This is a genomic window from Nitrospirota bacterium (genome assembly GCA_016214385.1).
Classification (GTDB): Bacteria; Nitrospirota; Thermodesulfovibrionia; order UBA6902; family JACROP01; genus JACROP01.
In genome coordinates, this window is sequence record JACROP010000074.1 from 1 (window position 1) to 20578 (window position 20578).

Annotated in this window: 23 protein-coding genes and 2 pseudogenes; all 25 read right to left on the reverse strand. The window is 43.9% G+C overall.

Annotation, left to right across the window (positions count from 1 at the left end; translation table 11 throughout):
* Positions 1–1481: HAD-IC family P-type ATPase (locus HZC12_04465; protein MBI5025981.1), on the reverse strand; the 1481-nt coding region annotated here is incomplete at its 3' end.
* A 73-nt stretch (positions 1482–1554) separates the two neighbouring features.
* Positions 1555–1785 (reverse strand): SHOCT domain-containing protein, encoded by a 231-nt coding sequence (locus HZC12_04470; protein ID MBI5025982.1) that lies wholly within the window; start codon positions 1783–1785, stop codon positions 1555–1557.
* Positions 1786–1941: 156 nt separating this feature from the next.
* Positions 1942–2700 (reverse strand): sulfite exporter TauE/SafE family protein, encoded by a 759-nt coding sequence (locus tag HZC12_04475; GenBank protein ID MBI5025983.1) that lies wholly within the window; start codon positions 2698–2700, stop codon positions 1942–1944.
* Positions 2701–2754: 54 nt separating this feature from the next.
* Positions 2755–3594, reverse strand: coding sequence for a substrate-binding domain-containing protein (locus HZC12_04480; GenBank protein ID MBI5025984.1), 840 nt, complete (start codon positions 3592–3594; stop codon positions 2755–2757).
* A gap of 25 nt (positions 3595–3619) precedes the next feature.
* Entirely contained in the window at positions 3620–3976 is a 357-nt protein-coding gene (locus HZC12_04485) for a DsrE family protein (protein ID MBI5025985.1), read from the reverse strand.
* A 48-nt stretch (positions 3977–4024) separates the two neighbouring features.
* Positions 4025–6065 (reverse strand): annotated as a pseudogene (glgP, locus tag HZC12_04490) (alpha-glucan family phosphorylase).
* Positions 6066–6187: 122 nt separating this feature from the next.
* Positions 6188–6694 (reverse strand): GNAT family N-acetyltransferase, encoded by a 507-nt coding sequence (locus HZC12_04495; protein ID MBI5025986.1) that lies wholly within the window; start codon positions 6692–6694, stop codon positions 6188–6190.
* Positions 6695–6697: 3 nt separating this feature from the next.
* Positions 6698–7147 carry a universal stress protein gene (locus tag HZC12_04500; protein MBI5025987.1) on the reverse strand — a complete coding sequence of 150 codons (450 nt, stop codon included), beginning with the start codon at positions 7145–7147 and terminating at the stop codon, positions 6698–6700.
* A gap of 38 nt (positions 7148–7185) precedes the next feature.
* Positions 7186–7281, reverse strand: a pseudogene (locus tag HZC12_04505) (DUF488 domain-containing protein).
* A 5-nt stretch (positions 7282–7286) separates the two neighbouring features.
* Complete coding sequence (locus HZC12_04510) at positions 7287–7688, reverse strand: DUF202 domain-containing protein (GenBank protein ID MBI5025988.1); 402 nt, start codon at positions 7686–7688, stop codon at positions 7287–7289.
* A gap of 15 nt (positions 7689–7703) precedes the next feature.
* Entirely contained in the window at positions 7704–8408 is a 705-nt protein-coding gene (locus HZC12_04515) for a DUF1003 domain-containing protein (protein ID MBI5025989.1), read from the reverse strand.
* A gap of 66 nt (positions 8409–8474) precedes the next feature.
* Complete coding sequence (gene tatA / locus HZC12_04520; GenBank protein MBI5025990.1) at positions 8475–8645, reverse strand: twin-arginine translocase TatA/TatE family subunit; 171 nt, start codon at positions 8643–8645, stop codon at positions 8475–8477.
* Between the two features lie 46 nt (positions 8646–8691).
* Positions 8692–10611, reverse strand: a complete 1920-nt coding sequence (locus HZC12_04525) for a sulfatase-like hydrolase/transferase (GenBank protein ID MBI5025991.1) — start codon at positions 10609–10611, stop codon at positions 8692–8694.
* 87 nt (positions 10612–10698) lie between these two features.
* Complete coding sequence (locus HZC12_04530) at positions 10699–11121, reverse strand: universal stress protein (GenBank protein MBI5025992.1); 423 nt, start codon at positions 11119–11121, stop codon at positions 10699–10701.
* A 4-nt stretch (positions 11122–11125) separates the two neighbouring features.
* Positions 11126–11983 (reverse strand): universal stress protein, encoded by an 858-nt coding sequence (locus tag HZC12_04535; GenBank protein MBI5025993.1) that lies wholly within the window; start codon positions 11981–11983, stop codon positions 11126–11128.
* 2 nt (positions 11984–11985) lie between these two features.
* Entirely contained in the window at positions 11986–12825 is an 840-nt protein-coding gene (locus HZC12_04540; protein MBI5025994.1) for a TIGR02186 family protein, read from the reverse strand.
* A 2-nt stretch (positions 12826–12827) separates the two neighbouring features.
* Positions 12828–13745: a sulfite exporter TauE/SafE family protein gene (locus tag HZC12_04545; protein MBI5025995.1), complete on the reverse strand. Its 918-nt coding sequence runs from the start codon at positions 13743–13745 to the stop codon at positions 12828–12830.
* A gap of 23 nt (positions 13746–13768) precedes the next feature.
* A complete protein-coding gene (locus HZC12_04550; protein MBI5025996.1) occupies positions 13769–14260 on the reverse strand; it encodes a hypothetical protein in 492 nt (163 codons plus the stop codon).
* A 277-nt stretch (positions 14261–14537) separates the two neighbouring features.
* Positions 14538–15887 (reverse strand): sigma-54-dependent Fis family transcriptional regulator, encoded by a 1350-nt coding sequence (locus HZC12_04555; GenBank protein MBI5025997.1) that lies wholly within the window; start codon positions 15885–15887, stop codon positions 14538–14540.
* Positions 15877–17457: a GHKL domain-containing protein gene (locus HZC12_04560; GenBank protein ID MBI5025998.1), complete on the reverse strand. Its 1581-nt coding sequence runs from the start codon at positions 17455–17457 to the stop codon at positions 15877–15879. Before HZC12_04560 ends, HZC12_04555 begins: the two co-directional genes overlap by 11 nt.
* Before the next feature lie 6 nt (positions 17458–17463).
* Complete coding sequence (locus tag HZC12_04565; protein MBI5025999.1) at positions 17464–18318, reverse strand: universal stress protein; 855 nt, start codon at positions 18316–18318, stop codon at positions 17464–17466.
* Positions 18319–18320: 2 nt separating this feature from the next.
* Positions 18321–19409, reverse strand: coding sequence for a sulfite exporter TauE/SafE family protein (locus HZC12_04570; protein ID MBI5026000.1), 1089 nt, complete (start codon positions 19407–19409; stop codon positions 18321–18323).
* Position 19410: 1 nt separating this feature from the next.
* Complete coding sequence (locus HZC12_04575; protein ID MBI5026001.1) at positions 19411–19662, reverse strand: hypothetical protein; 252 nt, start codon at positions 19660–19662, stop codon at positions 19411–19413.
* A 47-nt stretch (positions 19663–19709) separates the two neighbouring features.
* Positions 19710–20159, reverse strand: a complete 450-nt coding sequence (locus HZC12_04580; GenBank protein MBI5026002.1) for a universal stress protein — start codon at positions 20157–20159, stop codon at positions 19710–19712.
* 46 nt (positions 20160–20205) lie between these two features.
* Entirely contained in the window at positions 20206–20376 is a 171-nt protein-coding gene (locus tag HZC12_04585; GenBank protein MBI5026003.1) for a hypothetical protein, read from the reverse strand.
* Positions 20377–20578: the final 202 nt, after the last annotated feature.

Below are 20578 nucleotides of genomic sequence, written 5' to 3' on the forward strand. Positions count from 1 at the left end.
TCCCCTGTAAGCATCATGGGCTTTACCCCAAGCCTTCTTGCCTCCTCTATCATGCCTTTTGAATCAGGTCTGGGAGGGTCTGAAAGGGGTATCAATCCCATAAGCTTAAGATTGTCTAAATCATCGCCCTCTGATTGAGCAACCGCTATTGTTCTATATCCCTTTCGGGAAAACTCCTCTATTGTTATGTCTGCCTTCTCTATGGTCTCCTCATCCATTCCACGGCACATGGATATAACTATCTGGGCTGCACCTTTAACAGCCTTAAAGCGCCTTCCATCTGCTTCAACAACTGCCTCTGTTCTCTTAATGGATGGATTAAAGGGCGTATATGAAATCTGTCTGTATGTATTAAAGTTGATTCTCATATTTTTAGCGTATTCAATAACCGCAAGGTCTATCAGATCCATCCCTTCTTCCCGGGATGCTAAGGCTGCTATGGCAGCAACATCCTCTTTTTTATACCCGGAAAAAGGTATGCTGTCAGTAACCGATAATCTGTTCTGTGTAATCGTTCCGGTCTTGTCAAGGCAGAGGACGTCAATCGAAGCAGCATCTTCGATGGAGTCAAGCCTGGTTACCAGAGCTCCCTTTTTTGCAAGCTCCATTGCACCCACGGCCTGGACTATGGTGAGGACTGCCGGAAGGGCAACAGGAACCGCTCCCATGAGAAAGATAACAGCGAGGGTAAGAACCGTTACAAGATGCTCCTGAATATGCATCACTAAACCGTATACCAGAACCAGAATCAATGCGGCTATGCCAAGATACATCATGTATTTGATTATGGACATCATTACTTCCTGCTGATGGGACTTTGGTTTTGCTATTTTGACCAGTTCAGCGGTTTTACCAAAATATGTATTTGCTCCTGTATTAACCACCAGGCATCTGGACTCTCCCCTCTTTACCACTGAGCCTGAATAGACAATATCTCTTTGATGGGAATTTACCGGAAGGGACTCTCCTGTCAGGGCTGATTGATCAATAGATAATTCTCCACCCACAATCTTAGCATCAGCAGGTACTACATCGCCAAGCCTGACAGCAATAACATCACCGGGCACGATCTCTCTTGCCTCTTTCATTATCCATTTCCCATCCCGCAGCGCCTTTGCCTGAATGGCTAACTTTTTCTTTAAAAGCTCCACTGCCCTTTGAGAACCCCGTGAGTGCATGTGGCCTATGATGGCGTTTACCGTGAGAAGCACAAAGATTATTATCCCTTCAAAATAATGTCTCAATATGAATGAAAGGACCATTGCCAGTTCCAGCAGCCATGGCATCGGGCCCCAGTAGCGCAGCAGAAATTCTAAGAAGGGGTTCTTCTTTTTCTCTGCTATTTCGTTATACCCGAATATCTTAAGTCTATTCCCAACTTCAGGCTCCGTAAGACCATCTACTGATGTATCCAGGAATTTAAGAGTCTCCTCTAAGGAGATTTTTTTATACTCAGACGTGTTTCTAACTTTTAAATCCATAAAAGACCTCTCTCTATCTTATCTGCAACAGGCATTGCAAAACCGGTTCCCCGTTTTATTGCCTTTTCTTAATCTATTCCTTTGTAAGATCCCTCTTCATGTTTTCGAATTCTTCTTTCGTTATCTCTCCTTTTGCATATCGTCTCTTGATAATATGAAGCGGGGATTCGCCATAAGTTCCCTTTTTCTTGCGGCCGCTAACCAAAATTACAAGATGGACAATCCCCAGGATAACCAATACCGAGAAGATGATTATAAACAACCATCCAAACTCCATTCCACGTTCATAAATTCGCCAGTACATAACCTTTGCCTCCTTTAACTATAGCAAACTCATTAGGTATCGTTACATCGCCATTGCGAGCGATGCAAAGCAATCCCGTAAAACCGTATTCAGTTTTATCGCACTTAGTCTTTTAATCATCCTCCCAGCAACACAACAAATTATACTAATTCATCGTTATGCCCTCAACTGGCTTATAAAGAAATAAATGGAAAAAACTACCATAACGATGCCGTAGAGCAGCATGACTGTTTTTGATCTGGTCCTGATGTCCAGCCGTGCGCCAATATATGCCATCGGGATCACTCCAATGGCCATGAAAGTGCTTATCGTCATATCTATATGACCGAGATAGTAATGTATGATGCTCCCCGGAAGGGCCATTACAGCCACTGTGAGAAGTGACGTGGCTATCGCCTCCTTTATTTTCATACGGAAGAAAACGACATAGGCTGGCACAAGAAATATACCACCTCCGTTGGCAAGAACCCCCGATAGAATACCGATGACGGCAACAACGGCAACTATGTAATACGCCGGTGGCGGGGAAAAAGTTTTTCCCAATGCAAAGGTCTTTTCCGTAATATTTTTGATTATAAAATCAACCCCAACAAGGCAGAGCACAACAGCCGTCAGGAGCATGAGGAACTTCCCTGAAAGATAGGCAGTAAGATAAGAGCCCAAAACCATTCCTGGTACCCCTACAATAAGGCTGTAAAGGGCAATCCTGAAATTGACCAGATGCTCTCTTTTGTAAGCAAAAGAGGCAATGGTAGAAGTCAAGACCGCCAACGGCAAAGGTGTCCCCAGAGCGATAAGCGGTGGAAGGTCAAGGAACGTCCTGAGCACCGGTGTGTCGACACTGCTGCCTCCGATGCCGAAAAAGGCTGATAAAAACCCAGTGATGCAGCCGATAATAATCGCCTCAAAATTCACATTATCCTGCGCTTAGACATCATAGTGATAACAGATAAATATTACTCGGTGTTTTCAATCCACCCTGCTAAATCCATAGCCGGCGTATATATCCTGAGCCTGCCTGCCCTTCATGAAGTCAAGAAATGCCTCTGCCGCAACTTTGTGCTGCACGGTCTTCTCTACAATCGCAATAAAATATGTGCCGCTCTGGTTCTGTGCTTCCGGTATGGTTACATAGCCCAGAGGGCTTCCTATCCTCTTCTGGTAGAGTGCTTCGCTGATCCATACCGGCCCGGCATCCGCCTTTCCATCCATGAGAAGAAGGAGAGTCTGGCGGTGGTGAATCCGGGTGAGAAAGGTCTCCCCATTGGTCACCTTTTCCCCCATCACAGTCTCTACAAGTTCAGGCCCTCCTGTTTTCTCCATGGCCTTGAGAATCAGGCGGCCAACCCCCTCAGCCTCAGGATTGGGCATAACCACCCGCACTCCCGGACGTCCTAAATCCTGCCAGTCTATAATGCCCCTTGGGTTACCTTCAGGTACCATGATGGCCAGATGGTTTTTTGCGTAAGGGACATACTCCTTGATAAAACCGTCTTTTAACAGGGACTCCATCTCCTCTCTGCCTGCCGTATAGATATCTGGTGGCACGCTGATAACTAACTCCCCCACCCTTATTGCACCGTGGCGGATCTGCTGCAAGAGTATTCCTGGAGGGATGGTCTCATAAAAGATATTCTTGACTTCAGGATATCCCTGATAAAATGCAGCAAGCAATTCCTCCATCACCATCCACTGGTTGCCGCTCAGAAAGATAGCGAGATCGGCACGCAGGGGGTCTCCGTGCAGGTCAAGGACATTATCCACCGGAGGCACGGTTAATTCAATCTCTCCTGTGCTACGATCTAACATAACCCACCTTTCCTTTCTCCTCTGTTCATGGTTTCACATACGCATATCCTTCATGCTGTTTCTTTATGATCTCGGTTATCCCGGCAGGCCCTACCGAGACAAAGGAGGGAAGGTTCTCCTCGTTTATACAGACTGCGCCTCCCGAACACAACTTTTTTAACGAGTTTCTGCACGCAAGGAATTTCGCACCCTTTTCAGAAAGGCCTTTCATTGTCTCGACCTTTTCAGCATCAGCATAGGCAGCAACAGAAGGCCCGTTGGCAAGCACTGCCACATCCACATTATCCTTCCCGACATCGTTTATGAGATTCGCAATATTCCCGAAGGCGACATCCCACCGGTCAACTTCGTTAACATGAAATAAAACCTTTAATTTACTCATAATGCCCTCCTCACTCTCTTATTATTTATGACAGTCCATGCTCATACATCATGCTCCCGCCGATTTCAATGCACTCTGATAGAACTTCTTTGCATACTCCTTCACCATTCTCCTTGCATTGAATAACGGGCCTATACTTTTCATCGCCTCTTTCATAACCTTTACCCAGCCGTGAGGAACGCCGTTATCATCAACTTTATAATAGAGGGGTATTACCTCATTCTCTAGGATATTATAGATTGCCTTAGCATCATCTACATCGTTGCCTCTCCCCTCAAAGGCCCAGCCATTTTTACCATTAAACCCCTCTATCCACCATCCATCGAGGATACTCAGATGTGGAACGCCATTCAATGACGCCTTCATCCCGCTGGTTCCGCATGCTTCCAGCGGCGGCATGGGGTTGTTGAGCCATACATCCACCCCATGGGTCATGTATTGCGCCAGTTGTTCATCGTAGTCTTCAACAAAGGCAATCCTACCTCCAAGATCAGGGTCATGGGCAAAATTGAAAATCCTCTGGAGAATCCGCTTCCCGGGGTCATCTGCTGGATGGGCCTTGCCGGCAAATATTATCTGTAGTGGCTTCCATCGGTTGTTTAAGAGCCTTTTCAACCGATCCAGCTCGTAAAAGATTAGATCTGCCCTTTTATATGTGGCGAAACGGCGGGCAAAACCTATGGTTAAAGCTGAGGGGTCAAGCAATGTCCCTCCGGCCACCACATTAGTAGGACTGACCCGGTCTTTCACCCAGCGCTGGCGTGCTCTATCACGGATGAAATTGATCAGTTTCATCTTTAACCAGTAGTGAACCTGCCATAATTCCTGATCAGGGATGTCGTCTATCAACCCCCAGATTACAGGATTGTCGTGGTCCTCCAGCCAGTTTGGGCCGAGGTATTTATTGAAGAGGAGTTCCATCTTCGGTTCAATCCATGTGGGCACATGGACTCCATTAGTAATATAATCAATCGGTACATTCTCTTCTTTTACGTCAGGCCAGAGGGATTGCCACATGCGGCGTGTAACCTCTCCGTGTCTTTTGCTAACAGCATTGCGATAGTCAGACATCCTGATGGCAAAGGCTGTCATATTAAAACCGGCTGCAGGTTCTTTTGGAGATATTCCCAGTTGTAAAAAGGCGTCACGATTCAGTCCGAGGATCGGATAATAGTGGCTGAAGTATTTATCCATTAGCTGAAATGGAAAGACATCATGCCCCCCTCTCCCTTATCCTTTCCAGAATGGCAAATGCTGGATGCCCTTCATTCAGATGAAGCACAGAGTGCTTGATCCCCAAAGTATCCAGTACCTCACTCCCTCCTATGCCGAGGACGATCTCCTGACGCAGCCTCTGTTCGATGTCGCCAATATAAAGATGGGCTGATATTCCCCTGTTCCATGGGTCATTTATTTCTATATCTGTATCCATCAGGTAAAGGGGTATACGACCTATCATTACCTTCCATACAGCCACATGAATTGGAGGCTCAATAAAAGGCACTTTTACAACAAGCTGCTCACCCTTTTCATTTAAGACCCTTGAAATGGGAGCAGCATCCCTGTCGAGAACTTCATCCACATTTTCCTGCCAGCCGTCTGCACGAATCTTCTGGCGTAAATATCCTTCTGGATACATAAAGCCCACGGCCACTAAAGGCACGCCCAGGTCGCTGCATTCTTTGACATGATCACCGGCCAGAAACCCCAATCCGCCTGCATAAAAGGGGAGGGAATGGTGCAGCCCGTATTCTGCTGAAAAGTAGGCAATGGGAAGACATTCAGGGTCAGCAATGTTTTCAGAAAACCAGCCACCCTTTAATGCCATCTCCTTCCGGAATCTGGCGAGCACCACATCGTAGTGGTGTAAATACTCCGGATCACTTGCTGCTGATTCCAGAACTTCTCCCGGAAGCTCCCTCAACATCCTTACAGGGTTATGACCGCTCTCCTTCCATGCTGGACGGTCCAGCATCTTAAAGAGCATCCTCGCCGCAGGATGCCAGCTCCACCAGAGGTTGTATGATAGTTCTCCAAGGCCTGATATCCTATCAGGGATATTATGGAATCTGTCTTTTAAATCATCCATAATACTTCTCCTTAAAGCGGTTATGAAAAATGTTTGTCACCTTATCTGATGAAAATGTCATTCCTGCGGAAGCAGGAATCCATTCTCTTTTTCTGGATTCCTGAGAATGACAAAAAGTATTTTCACGGTAAATGATAACTATCTAAACCAATAGACATACTGATTATATCATCCAGAATACCTGTCTCCACAAAACCAAGTTTTTTCCAGAACGATAGTGCAATAGGGTTATCTGCCTTAATCTTTATGAGTATTCTTTCCACTACTGAATGCCTCTGCAGACTTTTCGCAAAAAGCTTAAACGCCCTGGTCCCATAACCCATTCGTCTGTTATTTCTGTCGAATATCACCAGACTCATCTCAGCAGATTTACCGATCATCAGATTATATAGACCAATAAATCCCATCCGCCCTGAAGCACACTCTATACAGTAGGCAGGCATAAAGGTCTTTTTTATCCACCACCAGATGAAAAACCATGATGAAGCTATGGGTTTGTTCAGGCCGTTTGCCAATAGGATGTCTTCATCCTTTAATCCACCCATTAGAAATGGACCATCAAAGACCCTCAGTGGTCTCAGCCTGATACTTCCATCTTCTATAAATCTCGGAATTTTGGTACAAAACATTCATTACCTTCTTACCACAAGGACAGGGATTTTTGTATCCTTGTGGATAATACCGAATGTAACGCTGCCAAGAACCGCTGCCTTTATAGCGCTTTTGCCATGGGATCCCATAACGATCAGGTCAACTTTTGATTTTTCAGCCTCCTCTATAATTTCCTCAACCGGATGCCCTGACCTGATAACCATTTTTGATTGAACGCCCTTCTTCTTGCAGAATCTTTCTGCCTCTTCGATATATCCCTCAGCAGCCTGCCTCAGATAATCCTCGATAGGCTCAATCAGGTGTGTTATGGTTGCTACACCAGGAATCGACTTGGTTAAAAATAGGCTTTTATCGATTACGCTGAGCAATATCAAAGAAGCACCTGTTTGCCTTGCAAGATCAACTGCATATTTAACAGACTTCCCCGCAGTCTCTGAGCCATCAGTAGCCACAAGAACCTTTGAAATCATAAAATCCTCCTCTTAGAGTTGTTTTGAGCATTCGCTCAATCTTTTTTAATGCCTCTCGGCCATAATCTGTCGGCAAGCATCCTCTTTCCGTCGTCTGGTGATGGCTGGTCATATACCAGTTTGATTTTTATCATTTTGGCTAAACACTGTGCAGCAAATAAATTACAAGAAATATCCCGATTGCAAGGACTGAGATGGCGAGCAGTATATCAAGAATTAAGGATGGCTGATAGGTATCTTCATCTATCTGTTTTTCAACCTTCTTATATCTGATAAATGCAAGTACACCCATCAAGGCGCCGAGACCGACAAGGAATATTCCGAAGATTGAAGAATACCCAGGAGATGGAGGAGTGACCTCTTTCCCTAAAAAATATGATATCTGTTTCACGAACAGGGCGAATTTCTCGACGACAAACCCGAAGGCCATTATGCCGATGCTCGTCCTTATCCATGCAAGGAATGTCCTTTCATTAGCCATGTGGACACGGCGGTTGCGGATTTTTGATGATTTTTGATTCTCTGCCGTGTTCTTATCCATTGACATAGGGACGGATCATTTGTTGTCACGCGACAATTCGTTCATAATGTCTTCCATCATCTCTATCTGAATCTGCTCGATTTCAAGGAGTTTCTGCTGCTGGTTCAGGATCAGGTGGTCAACTTTCTCATTCAACATTCTTATTTCCAGTTCGGCTTTCAGATTTACTTTGTAGTCATGTTTAGATCGCTCTCTGTCTTTTTCCTCAAGTCTGTTCTGACTCATCATAATGACTGGAGCCTGCATTGCCGCCAGACAGGACAAGATAAGATTCAAAAAAATAAACGGATACGGGTCAAAAGGTTTTTGTACCAGAACATAAACATTGATGGATATCCATGCAAAAAGGAATATCATGAAAAGTGAGATAAAAGACCAGCTTCCACCAAAATTACCAATTTTATCAGCAAGTCTTTGACCGAAAGTCATTTTTTGATTGAATGTTTCGTCTATATTTTCTGCAATCAGCTCACCTTTCTTGACACTCTCCAAAACTTCGTGCTCTAAATTTGTAAGAGATCCGAATTCCTCTTTCAGGGTGTTTTCAATGTATCTCTGTCTGTAAAAATTCAATTCGGAAAGAGATGCATATTGGTCTTCAGTAAAGTCAGGGTGGTCCTTTTTTATCTCGTTCAGAATACCTATACGAATTGATTTGCCACTGATCAATTCATTTTTAGGATATTCTTTTTTTGAAATACTGCTTATTAAAGTTTCCATAAGCCCAGCCTCATCATTTCCAATATTCGAGACGGTTAACAGCCTACACCGTAGCTTTATAACGATTTATTTATTCAACTGATTCTTTTCTTCTGGTGATTCACTTTCGAGTCCTTTTTTAAAACCCCTTATTGCCTCCCCGAGGCTCTTTCCGAGGGATGGAAGCTTACTCGGCCCAAATACCACAAGGGCAATGATAAGGACGACCATCATTTCAGGCAAACCGAGCCCGAACATCCTGACGGGCTAATTTAGCATAACAAGCCTTAAAAGGCTGTTTCCATCAAAACTTATTTAGATTATGCTCAAATAAATAATTTGCACCCTGATAATAGCTTACTGCCTCATCCAGCAGATTCTGGTCTGGTGGTATTTTTTTTGTCTCACCAGTACGCCTATCGAACTGATACACTGTGCCTTCTTTCTTTATATCAAGGACTGCAAGTCTGTCATTTTTTACATAGCCGAGTTTCTGATAAGTTCCAATGAGTGCCCTTTCCTGTTCCGGCTGCATCTTTAAAATATCCTTACCGAAAAATTTAGTCTTATAGCTGAAGTTTAAAAGTCCCAAAACAGTGGGGGCAATATCTATCTGGCTCGCCAGCTTATCTATCCTCTGCGGTGTAAAATGCGATGGGGAATAGATGAGAAGGGGGATTTCATACCGGTTAACAGGCAGTGATGTCTTTCCTGCGGAGCCGGCACAGTGGTCTGCAACTATAACAATGACAGTATCCTTGAACCACGGCTCTTTCCCTGCATCGTTTATAAATTTGCCGATTGCGTAGTCTGCGTATTTGACAGCGCCATTTCTTCCGGAATGGGATGGGATATCTATCCTGCCTTCAGGATATGCATATGGTCTATGGTTGGAGGTTGTCATGATGAGCGCAAAGAAAGGCCTATTGTTTTTGTAAGACTTATTGAACTCTTTAATGGATTTATTGAACAAATCCTCGTCACTTACTCCCCATGCATTCTCAAAGGTTATCTCCTGCTTCGAAAAATCAGTCCTGTCAACAATATCATCAAAACCATTATGTCCGAAAAAATAATCCATGTTGTCGAAGTATCCATACCCGCCGTATATAAACTTTGTATCATACTCCTTGCCTTTCATCACAAAGCCCCAAGAGAACATATTCTCATTGTGGGGTCGCTTAACTATAGACCTTCCCGAGGTAGGCGGGATCGACAGCGTAATCGCTTCAAGTCCCCTGTCTGTCCTTGTTCCTGTAGCATGCATGTTTGTAAAGAAGATACTTTCCTTAGCCAGTCTGTCGAGGTTAGGGGTGAGATTATTCTTATTACCGAAAACACCGAGGAATTCTGAGCTTAGGCTTTCCTCAACTATTACCACCACATTGAGTTTTTTTTCTTCCACAGCGTTTTTAATCTCTCTGGTAACATCAAAGATATTGTCATTGACAAAAGAGTTGTTCTCGCTTAAAAGCAATCTTAATTTTTGAAAGACTGCCCTGTCGTCTCTTGTTGCATAAAATGTCTCGTAGTTTATCTTATTGTTCTTAAATGCCGCAAAGAGGCTGTAGATGCCGTTGGCAGAAAGCTCATTTGCATAGTTATTGGCGGATATCTTTGCCCAATCCAGATCGACAAAGGTGAAAGAGAACATCGGAATAATGATGAATATAAAACCGCTATTAATCCTCTGTTTTAAGCTGCTTCTTACCGCTATAGATGAATCAATCAGTTTTCTAAAAGACATGAGGGTTATTAATGATATAACTGCAATTGCAGTCAATATGGCCGGCATGGGATATGATTCCATAATATTTTTAACCACTTCGTGGGTATAGATGAGATAGTCCACAGCAATGAAATTAAATCTGACACCGAACTCATCAAAGAAAAAGTATTCTGCAAAGCTGTTGAAGATAAGCAAATACAGAATAACGAAAGATGAAAAATAGACGACAGGCTTATGAAACCTGCCTTGATAAATTTTATCGGGGATAAATGTCAGGTAAAGAGCCAGAGGAATTGAAAAATAAGCTGCGGCAACAATATCGAAGAAAAGACCTACACCATAAACCTTGATTAAAAGCCATGATGTCAGATGAATAACATGCAGCGATTTAGCAAGCAGAATCGTCCTCGTTATAAAGGACAGCGCTACGAATACAGCAAAGAACAAATACACGACGGCAAAGCGGCTCTTAGAAAAAAATTGCTTTAAAAATATAGCGTTCAAAACTTACTGAACCTTCATTTTTCTTGTTTGTTAAAGTTTAACTGAAATATTAGAAATCTGTCCACATTATAATAGAGGTTAAATGCCAACCACAAGCACAGGGCAGGGAGCCTCTTGAATGACCTTTTCAATTGTATTGCCGCCGAAGATTTTTAACAGCGGATTTTTCTTTTTCTGAGCACCGAGAATAATGAGGTCGCATCTTTCCTCTTCAGCAACTTCAATTATCTTCTCATGGGTCTTGCCTTCTTCAAGCCTCGTTTTGATTAGCGTCCTTTCAGCCTCCGCAATATCCTGAAACTCTGATATTACTCTCTCACCCCCGCTGTCAAGGACATCTCCGATATTCTTGATGCCGGTAAGGTTAAGGTCTCCCTCATTCGGAGGGATGACTTTAACGACTGTCACCCAGCATTGCTCGTCTCCGGCAAGCTTCAGCCCCTCGGCAAGAACATTCTTCGATCCGTTTACCGCTATCAGTATTTTTCTATACCCTTTCATGTGCTCACCTCACCACAAGCACGGGACATTTGGCATTCATAATTACCCTCTCTGTTGTGCTTCCCATAATTGCCTTATTAACACCTTTCCATCCATAAGTCCCCATTACTATCAAGTCATTTTTCAGTCCATTTGCGGTCTCTATAATTTCGTCCCCTGCGTGTCCATCCTGAATGGTAACTGCTATGGATACTCCATGAGATAAAGCAATTTTTTTAGCTTCATCCATAATCTTCTCCGCCTCCTTGAAAAGGCTCTGTTTTATGGATTCGGTCCTGAAGAATCCTATCATTTCCTCATAACGAGGAATAACATACAGCACTGTTATATCTGCACCGTCAACCTTCGATAATTGACAGGCACGACCGAGTGCCTTTTTGCTGAATTCGGAGCCGTCAAAAGGTACGAGAATTGATTTGTAGATGCCTGTACATTCTGTGCATGGTTTCTTCACCACCAAGACATCAACTTTTGAATTTACTATCACACGGGAGGTCACACTCCCCATAAGCAGCCTGTTGAGTCCACGCCTGCCGTATGTCCCCATAACGATGAGGTCTGCGTTCTTCCCTTCAGCAACATCCAGAATAACCGCCGGCGGTTCTCCTTCGCAGAGGAGCGAAGTAGCTTCGATGCCGAACTCCGAGACTATTTTCTCCTTTGTCTCCTGACAGAGTTTTCCGCCGATTTTCAGGCGCTTCTCCTGCTGTTCCGGCGCAATGCTGAATTCCTCGGTATCGAAGAAGACAGCGTGGGCAAGGAATAGTTTTCCGCCGTGTCTTCTAACCCAATTGGCAGCTTCAATTAACGCTGCCTTGCTGTATTTCGAATCGTCATAGCCGACTAATAGTGTTTTATACATGATTAATGCGCACCTCCGCCTTTTCTGAAGACCATGCCAACGCCGAAGCCTGCTCCAAGAGCGATAACGATGGATATTATTCCATACACAGCTCCGTTGTTAGCTGCCATGCCTGAAAGCATCTTCACAATGCCTCCCTGCTCTACAATGACCTTTGTCTCAGCCTTTTCTACAACCTTATGATCCTTAACAGCATAGACGGTAACAAGATATTCTCCGGGAGGGGCCTGATATGGCCAGTCGGTCTTTATGTAATAGGTCTGTTTGTCGGTTTGATTCGTCGTGTTTATTTGTCCTGAAGAACTCGCATACAGCTTTGATTCTTCCTTGTACCGTATGAACTCACTGAACCATTTTGTTCTTTCTTCATCATTTGAAACGGGGATTATTTCAATGTGCTTGTTCAGTGCGGGATAGCCTATGACAAATTTATCCATCTCTTCCCGACTCAGGATGTCCTCGATCTTCCGCGTGCTGTGAATGGAATAGAGGTTCGGCGCATTCTCAAACTTAAGCGTCCCGAGATTCATCCAGAGAAAACCTGCTGCCTTGCCCTTCTGTTTCAATGCTTCATGGCTATCCGGTGCGGTGATCTTGATGATCAGGTCTGTTCCGGCGTCCGATGTCCCGCTGACGCTCACCGTGCTTCCGTGGTAGAAGAAATCTATCGTTATATGGTCGTGATTCGCGCTAATCGTTAGCTCTGCCGAAGCGTCATCCGCAAAAAGCAAAGGGCATAAGGCAGAGAGCATGGATATAAGAACAAAAACTAAAAGGAGTCTTAGTCTGTATTCTGTTTTATGACTGTTGACTGTTGACTGCTGACTGCTGACTGCTTTCATAATTAGTGTCCTCCCGCCTGCGACAGAAGCAGGGAAGGAGTCAGGGTAAGCTCAAAGATTATCTTTACAGTAACAACAAGCACGATAACCGCAAGGATTACCTTGAGCTGCTCGCCTTTAAGCTTTCTTCCGAAAACAGCACCGACCTGTGCCCCTACTGTTGAACCCAGAAGGAGCAGTACTGCAAGGATAAAATCCACATTGTGGTTTGTGTATGCCTGAAGGAACGTAACCTCAATACAGTTAAACAAAATCTGAAAAAGGCTTGTGCCCACCACAACATGCATCGGCATCCTCAGGATATAGACCATGACAGGAACCATCAGAAATCCACCACCCACTCCCATGACTGCAGCGAGGACTCCGACAAAACCTCCGAATACTATCGGTACTAAGGCAGAGTGGGTAACGCCTGATTTTTCATAATGGGTCTGAAGGGGGAGCAGCTTAAGAAATCCGGCAATACCCGATTCTTTTCTCTGCTTCACTTCTTCAACCTTTTTTTTTCTCATGCTTCTCAAACTTTCTATAAACATGTATGTGCCGACTATTCCAAGCATCAATACATAGGCCATCTTTATCACAAAATCTGCATTTCCCATTGCCCTGAGAATTTTTATGCCCTGGACTCCCAGAAGCCCTCCAACAAAGCCGCCTATCAAGAGATGAAAGCCCATCTTGAAATCCACATTGCCAACCTTCCAGTGTGCATATGTTCCTGAAGTCGAAGCTGCAACTATCTGGTTTGAATCAGTTGCTGCTGCAACAGTGGAAGGAATTCCGAACATTATTAAAAGCGGCGTCATCAAAAAACCGCCTCCCACTCCGAAAAGACCTGAGAGCAGGCCTACTACAAGGCCGAGCCCCACAGGGATTAAGATGTTAATACTCGTTAAAGCTACCGGCAAATAAAGATACATTTACTACTCCTCCTTTTTATTTTTTAAGCGACATGTGCATTTTTAGCCATCGTCACAATCGGTCTTGATGCTGTTTTTACAAGCCTGTTGAGTTCCTTTGAAGTAATATGTCCATCACTCGTGATGCTCGGACTCAGCAGAACCATGTCAAGACCGCTGTTGTGCCTGAGGAAATTTCTTACGGCTGACAATACATCCGCTGCTGAAAAATTCACATCCGCCGCAATGCCTGCCTGAGTGCATCTTGCCTTCAACTCTGATACCTTTCTTTCATAATCCTCATTTTTTCTCTCGTAATCTTCCTTTATCATCTCCCTTGCTGTTTTGTGTTCATTGGCCTCTGCAAAGGCAACTGCCACCATCGTATCTTCAAACCTTTCCATCGCCTTTCTCTTGTAAATCATCAATATGGTAATGGTGTCGTTCATTGTCCTTGCGAGGTCAAGGGCGTAAGAAAGCCCTTCGTCAAAACTCTCGTCATGGTATGTGACAAACAAAAGCTGTTTCTTTCTCATCACCGCCTCCTGCTCTTAAAAATCTAACAATAATAGGGCAAGAGATGTGCCTATTGATAACTTCTTGTTTTTAAATGATTTTTTAATACATGAGGATATTTTGATGTTTCAGTTTTGAACAGGGGTGAACGGTTGTTTGAAAAACAGCAGGTATGGTATGCTTCCAAATGATAGATATTATTATTTCAATCTGGAACGCTAAAAAGGTAAGATGCTTTAAGTTTACGAATGTTTTGAGATATCGTTGGTGTGCTTAAAAATGTTTCCCTGAGAATGATCAATTTGTATCAACAGGCTGCTCCTCTTTCAACACCCTCCAGAGGCTTGTCCTCGATATGCCAAGAAGCTCTGCTGCCTTTGATTTATTTCCTCCGACCATTTCAATGACCCTCTCCGCATAATCTCTACTCAGTTCGTCTATTGTCTTTATCTTGCCCGGCTCGATGGTTTGTATTTCATATATGGATAATGTCTGGGGCAGGCTTTTAGGGGTAATCACAGGGCCTTTTTCAAGGATTATTGCCCTCTCAATGATGTTCTCAAGCTCCCTCACATTCCCCGGAAAACTGTAATGCATGAGGATATTCGTGGCCTCTTTTGTAAAACCCTTTATCTTTTTGTTGGACCTTGGGAGATGCTTTTGCAAGAAATAGCTGCTCAATGGCTCAATATCATCCCTGCGGTCCCGCAAGGGCGAAATGAATATCTCCATGACATTCAGCCTGTAGTAAAGGTCTTCCCTGAATCTTCCTTCGGATATGGCGCTTCTCACATTCTGGTTGGTTGCAGCTATAAATCTCACATCTACTTTTATTGGTCTCGTCCCTCCGACCCTGAAAAACTCTCCTTCTTCTATTACTTTGAGGAGTTTTGCCTGAAGGTTTGTAGCCATCTCTGCAATCTCATCGAGGAAGAGCGTGCCTTTATCTGCTATCTCCACAAGTCCCTGTTTTGTCCTAACTGCTCCAGTGAAAGCACCCCTTTCGTGTCCGAATAATTCGCTGGCAAGAAGCTCTTCTGTAAGTGTGGCGCAGTTTATGGAAAGGAAGGGCATGTTCTGTCTCCTGCTTGTGAAGTGGATTATCTTTGCCAGAAGGCTTTTGCCAACGCCGCTTTCTCCTGTTAGAAGGACATTGCAGTCAGAGTCCTTTATGCTTTCGATGATGTCCAGTATGCGCCTCATGCTCATGCTCTTTGCAATAATGGAGACCTTTTTGTTCATTCCGAAGAATGCTTTTAGTGCCACATTCTCTTTTCTCAATACCTTGCGTTCATGGATATTCTTCACCTTCAGTATCAGCTCGTCGAGATCGAATGGCTTCGTGATATATTCGTAAGCCCCCTTTTTCATGGCCTCCACTGCCGAGCCTATGCTTCCGAATCCGGTGATTACCAGCACCTCAATCTCATGGTCTATCTCCTTTGCCCTTTCAAGAAGTTCAATGCCGTTCATTTCAGGCATTTTTATGTCTGTTATGAGGACATCGAAATGTTCTTTTGACATGGCATCCAATGCCTCGCGGCCATTCCTCGTGCCTAAAACATCGTAACCTTCCCTTTTAAGGGTATTCACGAGATGCTTAAGTGTTATCTCTTCATCTTCTGCTACAAGGATCTTAAATGTCATTACCTTCTTTCCTCGCTGGCAGTGTAATGGTAAATGTCGTACCTCTGCCTTCCTCGCTTTCCACTCTTATTTCGCCATTATGCTTCTTTATTATATTAAAAACAATGGCAAGACCGAGACCTGTGCCTTTGTCCTTTGTAGTATAGAAAGGTTCAAATATCTTTTCAACAGCGTCAGCAGGCATGCCCTTTCCAGTGTCGGATACCTTTATTGTCACAGAATCAAGTTCCTTCAACACCTTTACGTCCAGATTGCCCTTTCCAGATATGGCATCGACGGCATTGCTGAAAAGATTGATAAAGACCCTCTCCATCTGTTCAGGGTCAGCGTATATCATAACTCCATCTGGATTGGCATCTATTTCAAGGTTTATTCCTTCCGTATTGGTAGCAGCGCTAACCAGTTTGTATGAACCCATTATGATTTCATTGAGATTAACCTCTCTCATAACCGGTTCCTTTCCCCTTGCAAATTCGAGGAGGTCACCGACAATCCGCTTCACTCTTATGCTCTGGCCGATAATATCGTTTAAGGTCTCCTTTATAATTGGAGAGCATTCATCCTTTGCCTCCCTTTCGAGAACCTGGGCAGAGATGTAAATATTATTAAGGGGATTGTTGAGTTCATGGGCAACGCCTGATGCCAGTGTACCTATGGCAGCCAGTTTTTTAGACCGGAGGAGTTCTTTGTTCTTTTTGTCCAGTTCATCCTCCCTCTGAGACAGTTGATTTTCCATATCATTAAATTCTCTGATGAGAACGCCCACCTCGTCTTTCTGGGATGAAACGGGTATGTGGGAGTAATCCCCTTTTCCTGTTTTTCCTACAAGGTCTATAAGCAGCTTTAATCGATTCACGACATTATTGCTTATAACAAAGAGCATTCCGATCCCTACAATAAGAAACAATGGAAAAAATATAAGAATCGCGATCTGAGACTTACGGATAACACCTTCGGCATTGTCCCTTGCGGTCTTATCCAGATCCTTTGAGATTGTGAGTATGTCCTCTCCGTTTTTTCTGAGGATCTGTATGTCCGAGTAAAGCCCTCTGAGTCCGGCGATAAGCCTGTGACCTGCCGGCAAAGAGAATTCATTCTCCAGAAACTCCGCTGCATGAAGGGGCCTCTCCAGAAATGTCAATTCCAGCAGCGGAAAAAATTTCTGATATTTCACATATGAGGTCTTTGTCCTTTCGAATTCCTCTGATATCTCCTTCATGGATGCCTCTATTTTACTAAACCGCTGCCCGTAATCCTTTATACGCATCTTCATGGCATTCAGGTTCCCTGTCCTGTCAATTACCTGGCGTTCACTTAAAATGGAATCCAGCTCCCTCAGATATTTATAAATGGCCGCTGACTCCTCGTTAGCCCTTGATGAGCCGTATAGGAAGAAGTTTTTCTCGTGTCTTCGCAACTGAAGGGATTTACTTCTTATGGTATCGGTAAGCTCAAGCTGCCTTATCTCTTTTTTGATTTCTATAAAATTGATGTATTCAAATGCAGCGAGGACTGCAATAATGCATGCACTGATTAAAAAACTGACGGCTATTTTTTTCTTGAGGGACATTCCTCCCTACGACTTGACCACAAGCACAGGGCAGGGTGCATAGCCGATTACCTTTTCAGTAACGCTTCCCATCAGAAGCCTTTTCAGTCCTGTCCTGCCGTGAGAACCCATTACTATGGTATTCACATTCTGTTCTCTCGCAAGGTCGGTTATTGCCTGATATGTCTCTGCCTCTTTCACAAAGGTCTCTGTTTTTATTCCTGACGCTTCTGCCTGCTTTCTTACATCCTCCACATATCCCTTTGCCTTGTTAATCAAATCTTCTACTACCTGAGGTGCCTCTCCATAAAATTCAGATGGGACATCCACAATAGATACCACCTTAAGTTCTCCTCCATACGCCTCAGCAAAGTCTATTGCCCTTTCAGCAGCAGCCTTGCTGTATTTTGAACCATCTGTTGCAAGGAGAATCCTTTGCCAGCCTATAGTTGTGTTTCTCGGTACAACAAGGACGTCTTTATGGCTATACCCTATTACTCTTGCTGTAACACTGCCGACAAATGCCCTTTCAAGACGATGCAATCCCCTTCTTCCCATTATTATCAACTCATAGTTTTCTGTCTCTGCGAGATCCACAATCCTCTCATACGCCTCGCCTTCTTCATATACTGGCTTTATCAATGCACCTTCAGCCTTTGCAATCCTTTTTGCCTCAGAAAGAGCATCCTCGCAGGGCTTTCTTATAGATTCCATTATATTCCCCACAGCAACCAGATCGAGGTCGCCCTCGTAGGAAGGCACAACACACACGACAGTAATCCAGCTCTTCTCGTTTGTAGCAAGCTTAAGGGATTCCTTTAAGGCATGCATGCTGGATTCTGAGCTATCAATTGCTACCAACATTTTCCTATATCGTCCCATTATTATATTCTACCATGTCCTATAACCTCTTTAGTAACCATTCTCTCTGCCCGACGCCCCTGCCATATAGCTCTCAGGATGATAAAAGCGCCTATCAAGAGGGCAAGCGCCATAATAGCAAAACTTGTGTTTTTTAACACCTTCACCGTTCCTTCGCTTAATGTCTGTATTAATCCAAGCTGCGACAGATAAACAGGGATCATCAAACCGCGGCTGAACAGAACGATAATCATAATGACACCCATCACCATCTTAACCATAACGGGCTTCACATAGGTAGTACCAATGGCGCCGAGTTGTATGCCAAAGAGAGAGCCTGCAAGTATAATCATTGCAAGGCGTATGTCAACCAGACCGTTCATGGCATATTTGAAGGAGCCTCCAAGTCCCATGACAAATGCTACTACAAGTTCACTTGCTGATGCCATAAGACTGGGTGCACCAAGAACATAAATCATTGAAGGAACCCCAATAAAGCCACCCACTGCAATAGTAGCAGCCAGCATACCTGTAGCAAACCCCAGGGGTATAGTGAAAAGAACCGAAACCTTTGCATTCAAGCTCTTGAAATACACCATTGTTCCAGGGATGTTTATGGACTGAACCCATTTTGATAGTCTTGTCACCTTCTCTTCTTCGCTTGTATTACCATTTCTGTAGATCTTTAACGCATCCCTCAATACAAAAGTACCCACAATTCCAAGGATTACCACAAAGGCCAAGCTGACATACAGGTTAGAACCTGCATCTCCAAATGCCTTTCTGATACTTTCCTGTATATGGGCACCAAACAGAACCCCTGCTTCTGCAGAAACTCCGAAGACTAAGCCTAACTTTACATCCACCTGACCATATTTGGCACGCTTTAATGCTCCTACGAGCGCTTTGGGAAACTTATGGCACATGTTGCTTGCAACCGCTACAAGCCCCGGCACTCCCAGGCTCATCATAGCAGGCGTAAGAACAAAGGCTCCGCCTGAACCGATAAACCCGCTTACAAGACCTCCAACAAATCCTACTATAAACAGGTAGGCTATATTCATCCAATCGAGACTGATGAAATTAGCCGCCTCCTTAACTACATCGTGCATCTTATTTGACCTCCTTCTTCTTTTTTGCGGCCCTTATCCCCAGTACTCTCCAGAAATTACCTGTAAAGGAGCCGTGGAAAAATGAGAAGATAAATGCCATAACTATCGGCAGAAAGGCATATAAACCTCCACGGGTAAACAAATCATTAATAATGTCCTGCTTCATGAGCAGGGTTGCATAAAGAGCTATTGAAATAACCCCCATGATTATCATCTTCCAGATGGGCTTCTTTTTCCCATAACTACTTCCCATTATATTTCCCCCTTTTTTGTTAAGACGTCCAAACGACGCCTGCATTACTAAACGTTGTCTGCAACCACCACGAGCGGGCATTTGAGATTCTGCCACGCCTCCGAAAGCTTTTTATTCCTGCCTTTGCAGTCAACATCCAGATGGTTTGAAGACTCGGTGACAGCAAAAAGAACTCCCTTTTTCGAATTCGTGTAGTCGATTATTTCCTGCTTTATGCATCCGTTCTTCTGAATAACGCTGTAGCGTATCCCCTCTTTTTCAAGGTCTGAATAAAAACGCTGCAGTAAAGGGTCTATCTTTTCATCTGCTCTGCCCTCCAATGAGACATACAGAATATCAAGACTTGCTCCAATTCTCTTACAGGTATTCAGGGCATACTTCAGTGTCTTTCCAGCAATCTGTCCTTCCTTCACAGCTAATAAGACCCTTCTTTCCTCTCTCAGCATCTCCCTTGCTGTATTGAACTCTCCTTCCTCAGCAAAAGAGATCGCTGACATTAAATTTTCAATTTTTTTACCCAGCCTGCCCATGATTACTTTTGTCTTACGATTCAGTTGCCGTGGCAGGAAACTGAATACCCTTTTGAGATATAACGCCAGGCTTCTCAACCTCAACATCTTCCTTCATAAGCTCCCTTGCTGTGTCAAATTCTCCAGCCTCTGCAAAGGTTATTGCTGTAAAAAGCTTTTCCAGTTTTTTTGTCAAACCCTTCATCTTTCCATTCCTCCTTTTCTGTTTTTTATTAAATCTATAATCATCTTCCATGCCAGAGGGGCATTGTTCTTATAACCCAATGTTTTATTGGCATTTTTGTTATTTCAGGACATTCGCCAAAAGGATATTGTCTGATGCAAAATGCAACGAAGATAATAGAGAGGGCAAGAGGCAGGTGTTGTCCTTTATTATTTTTTACCTC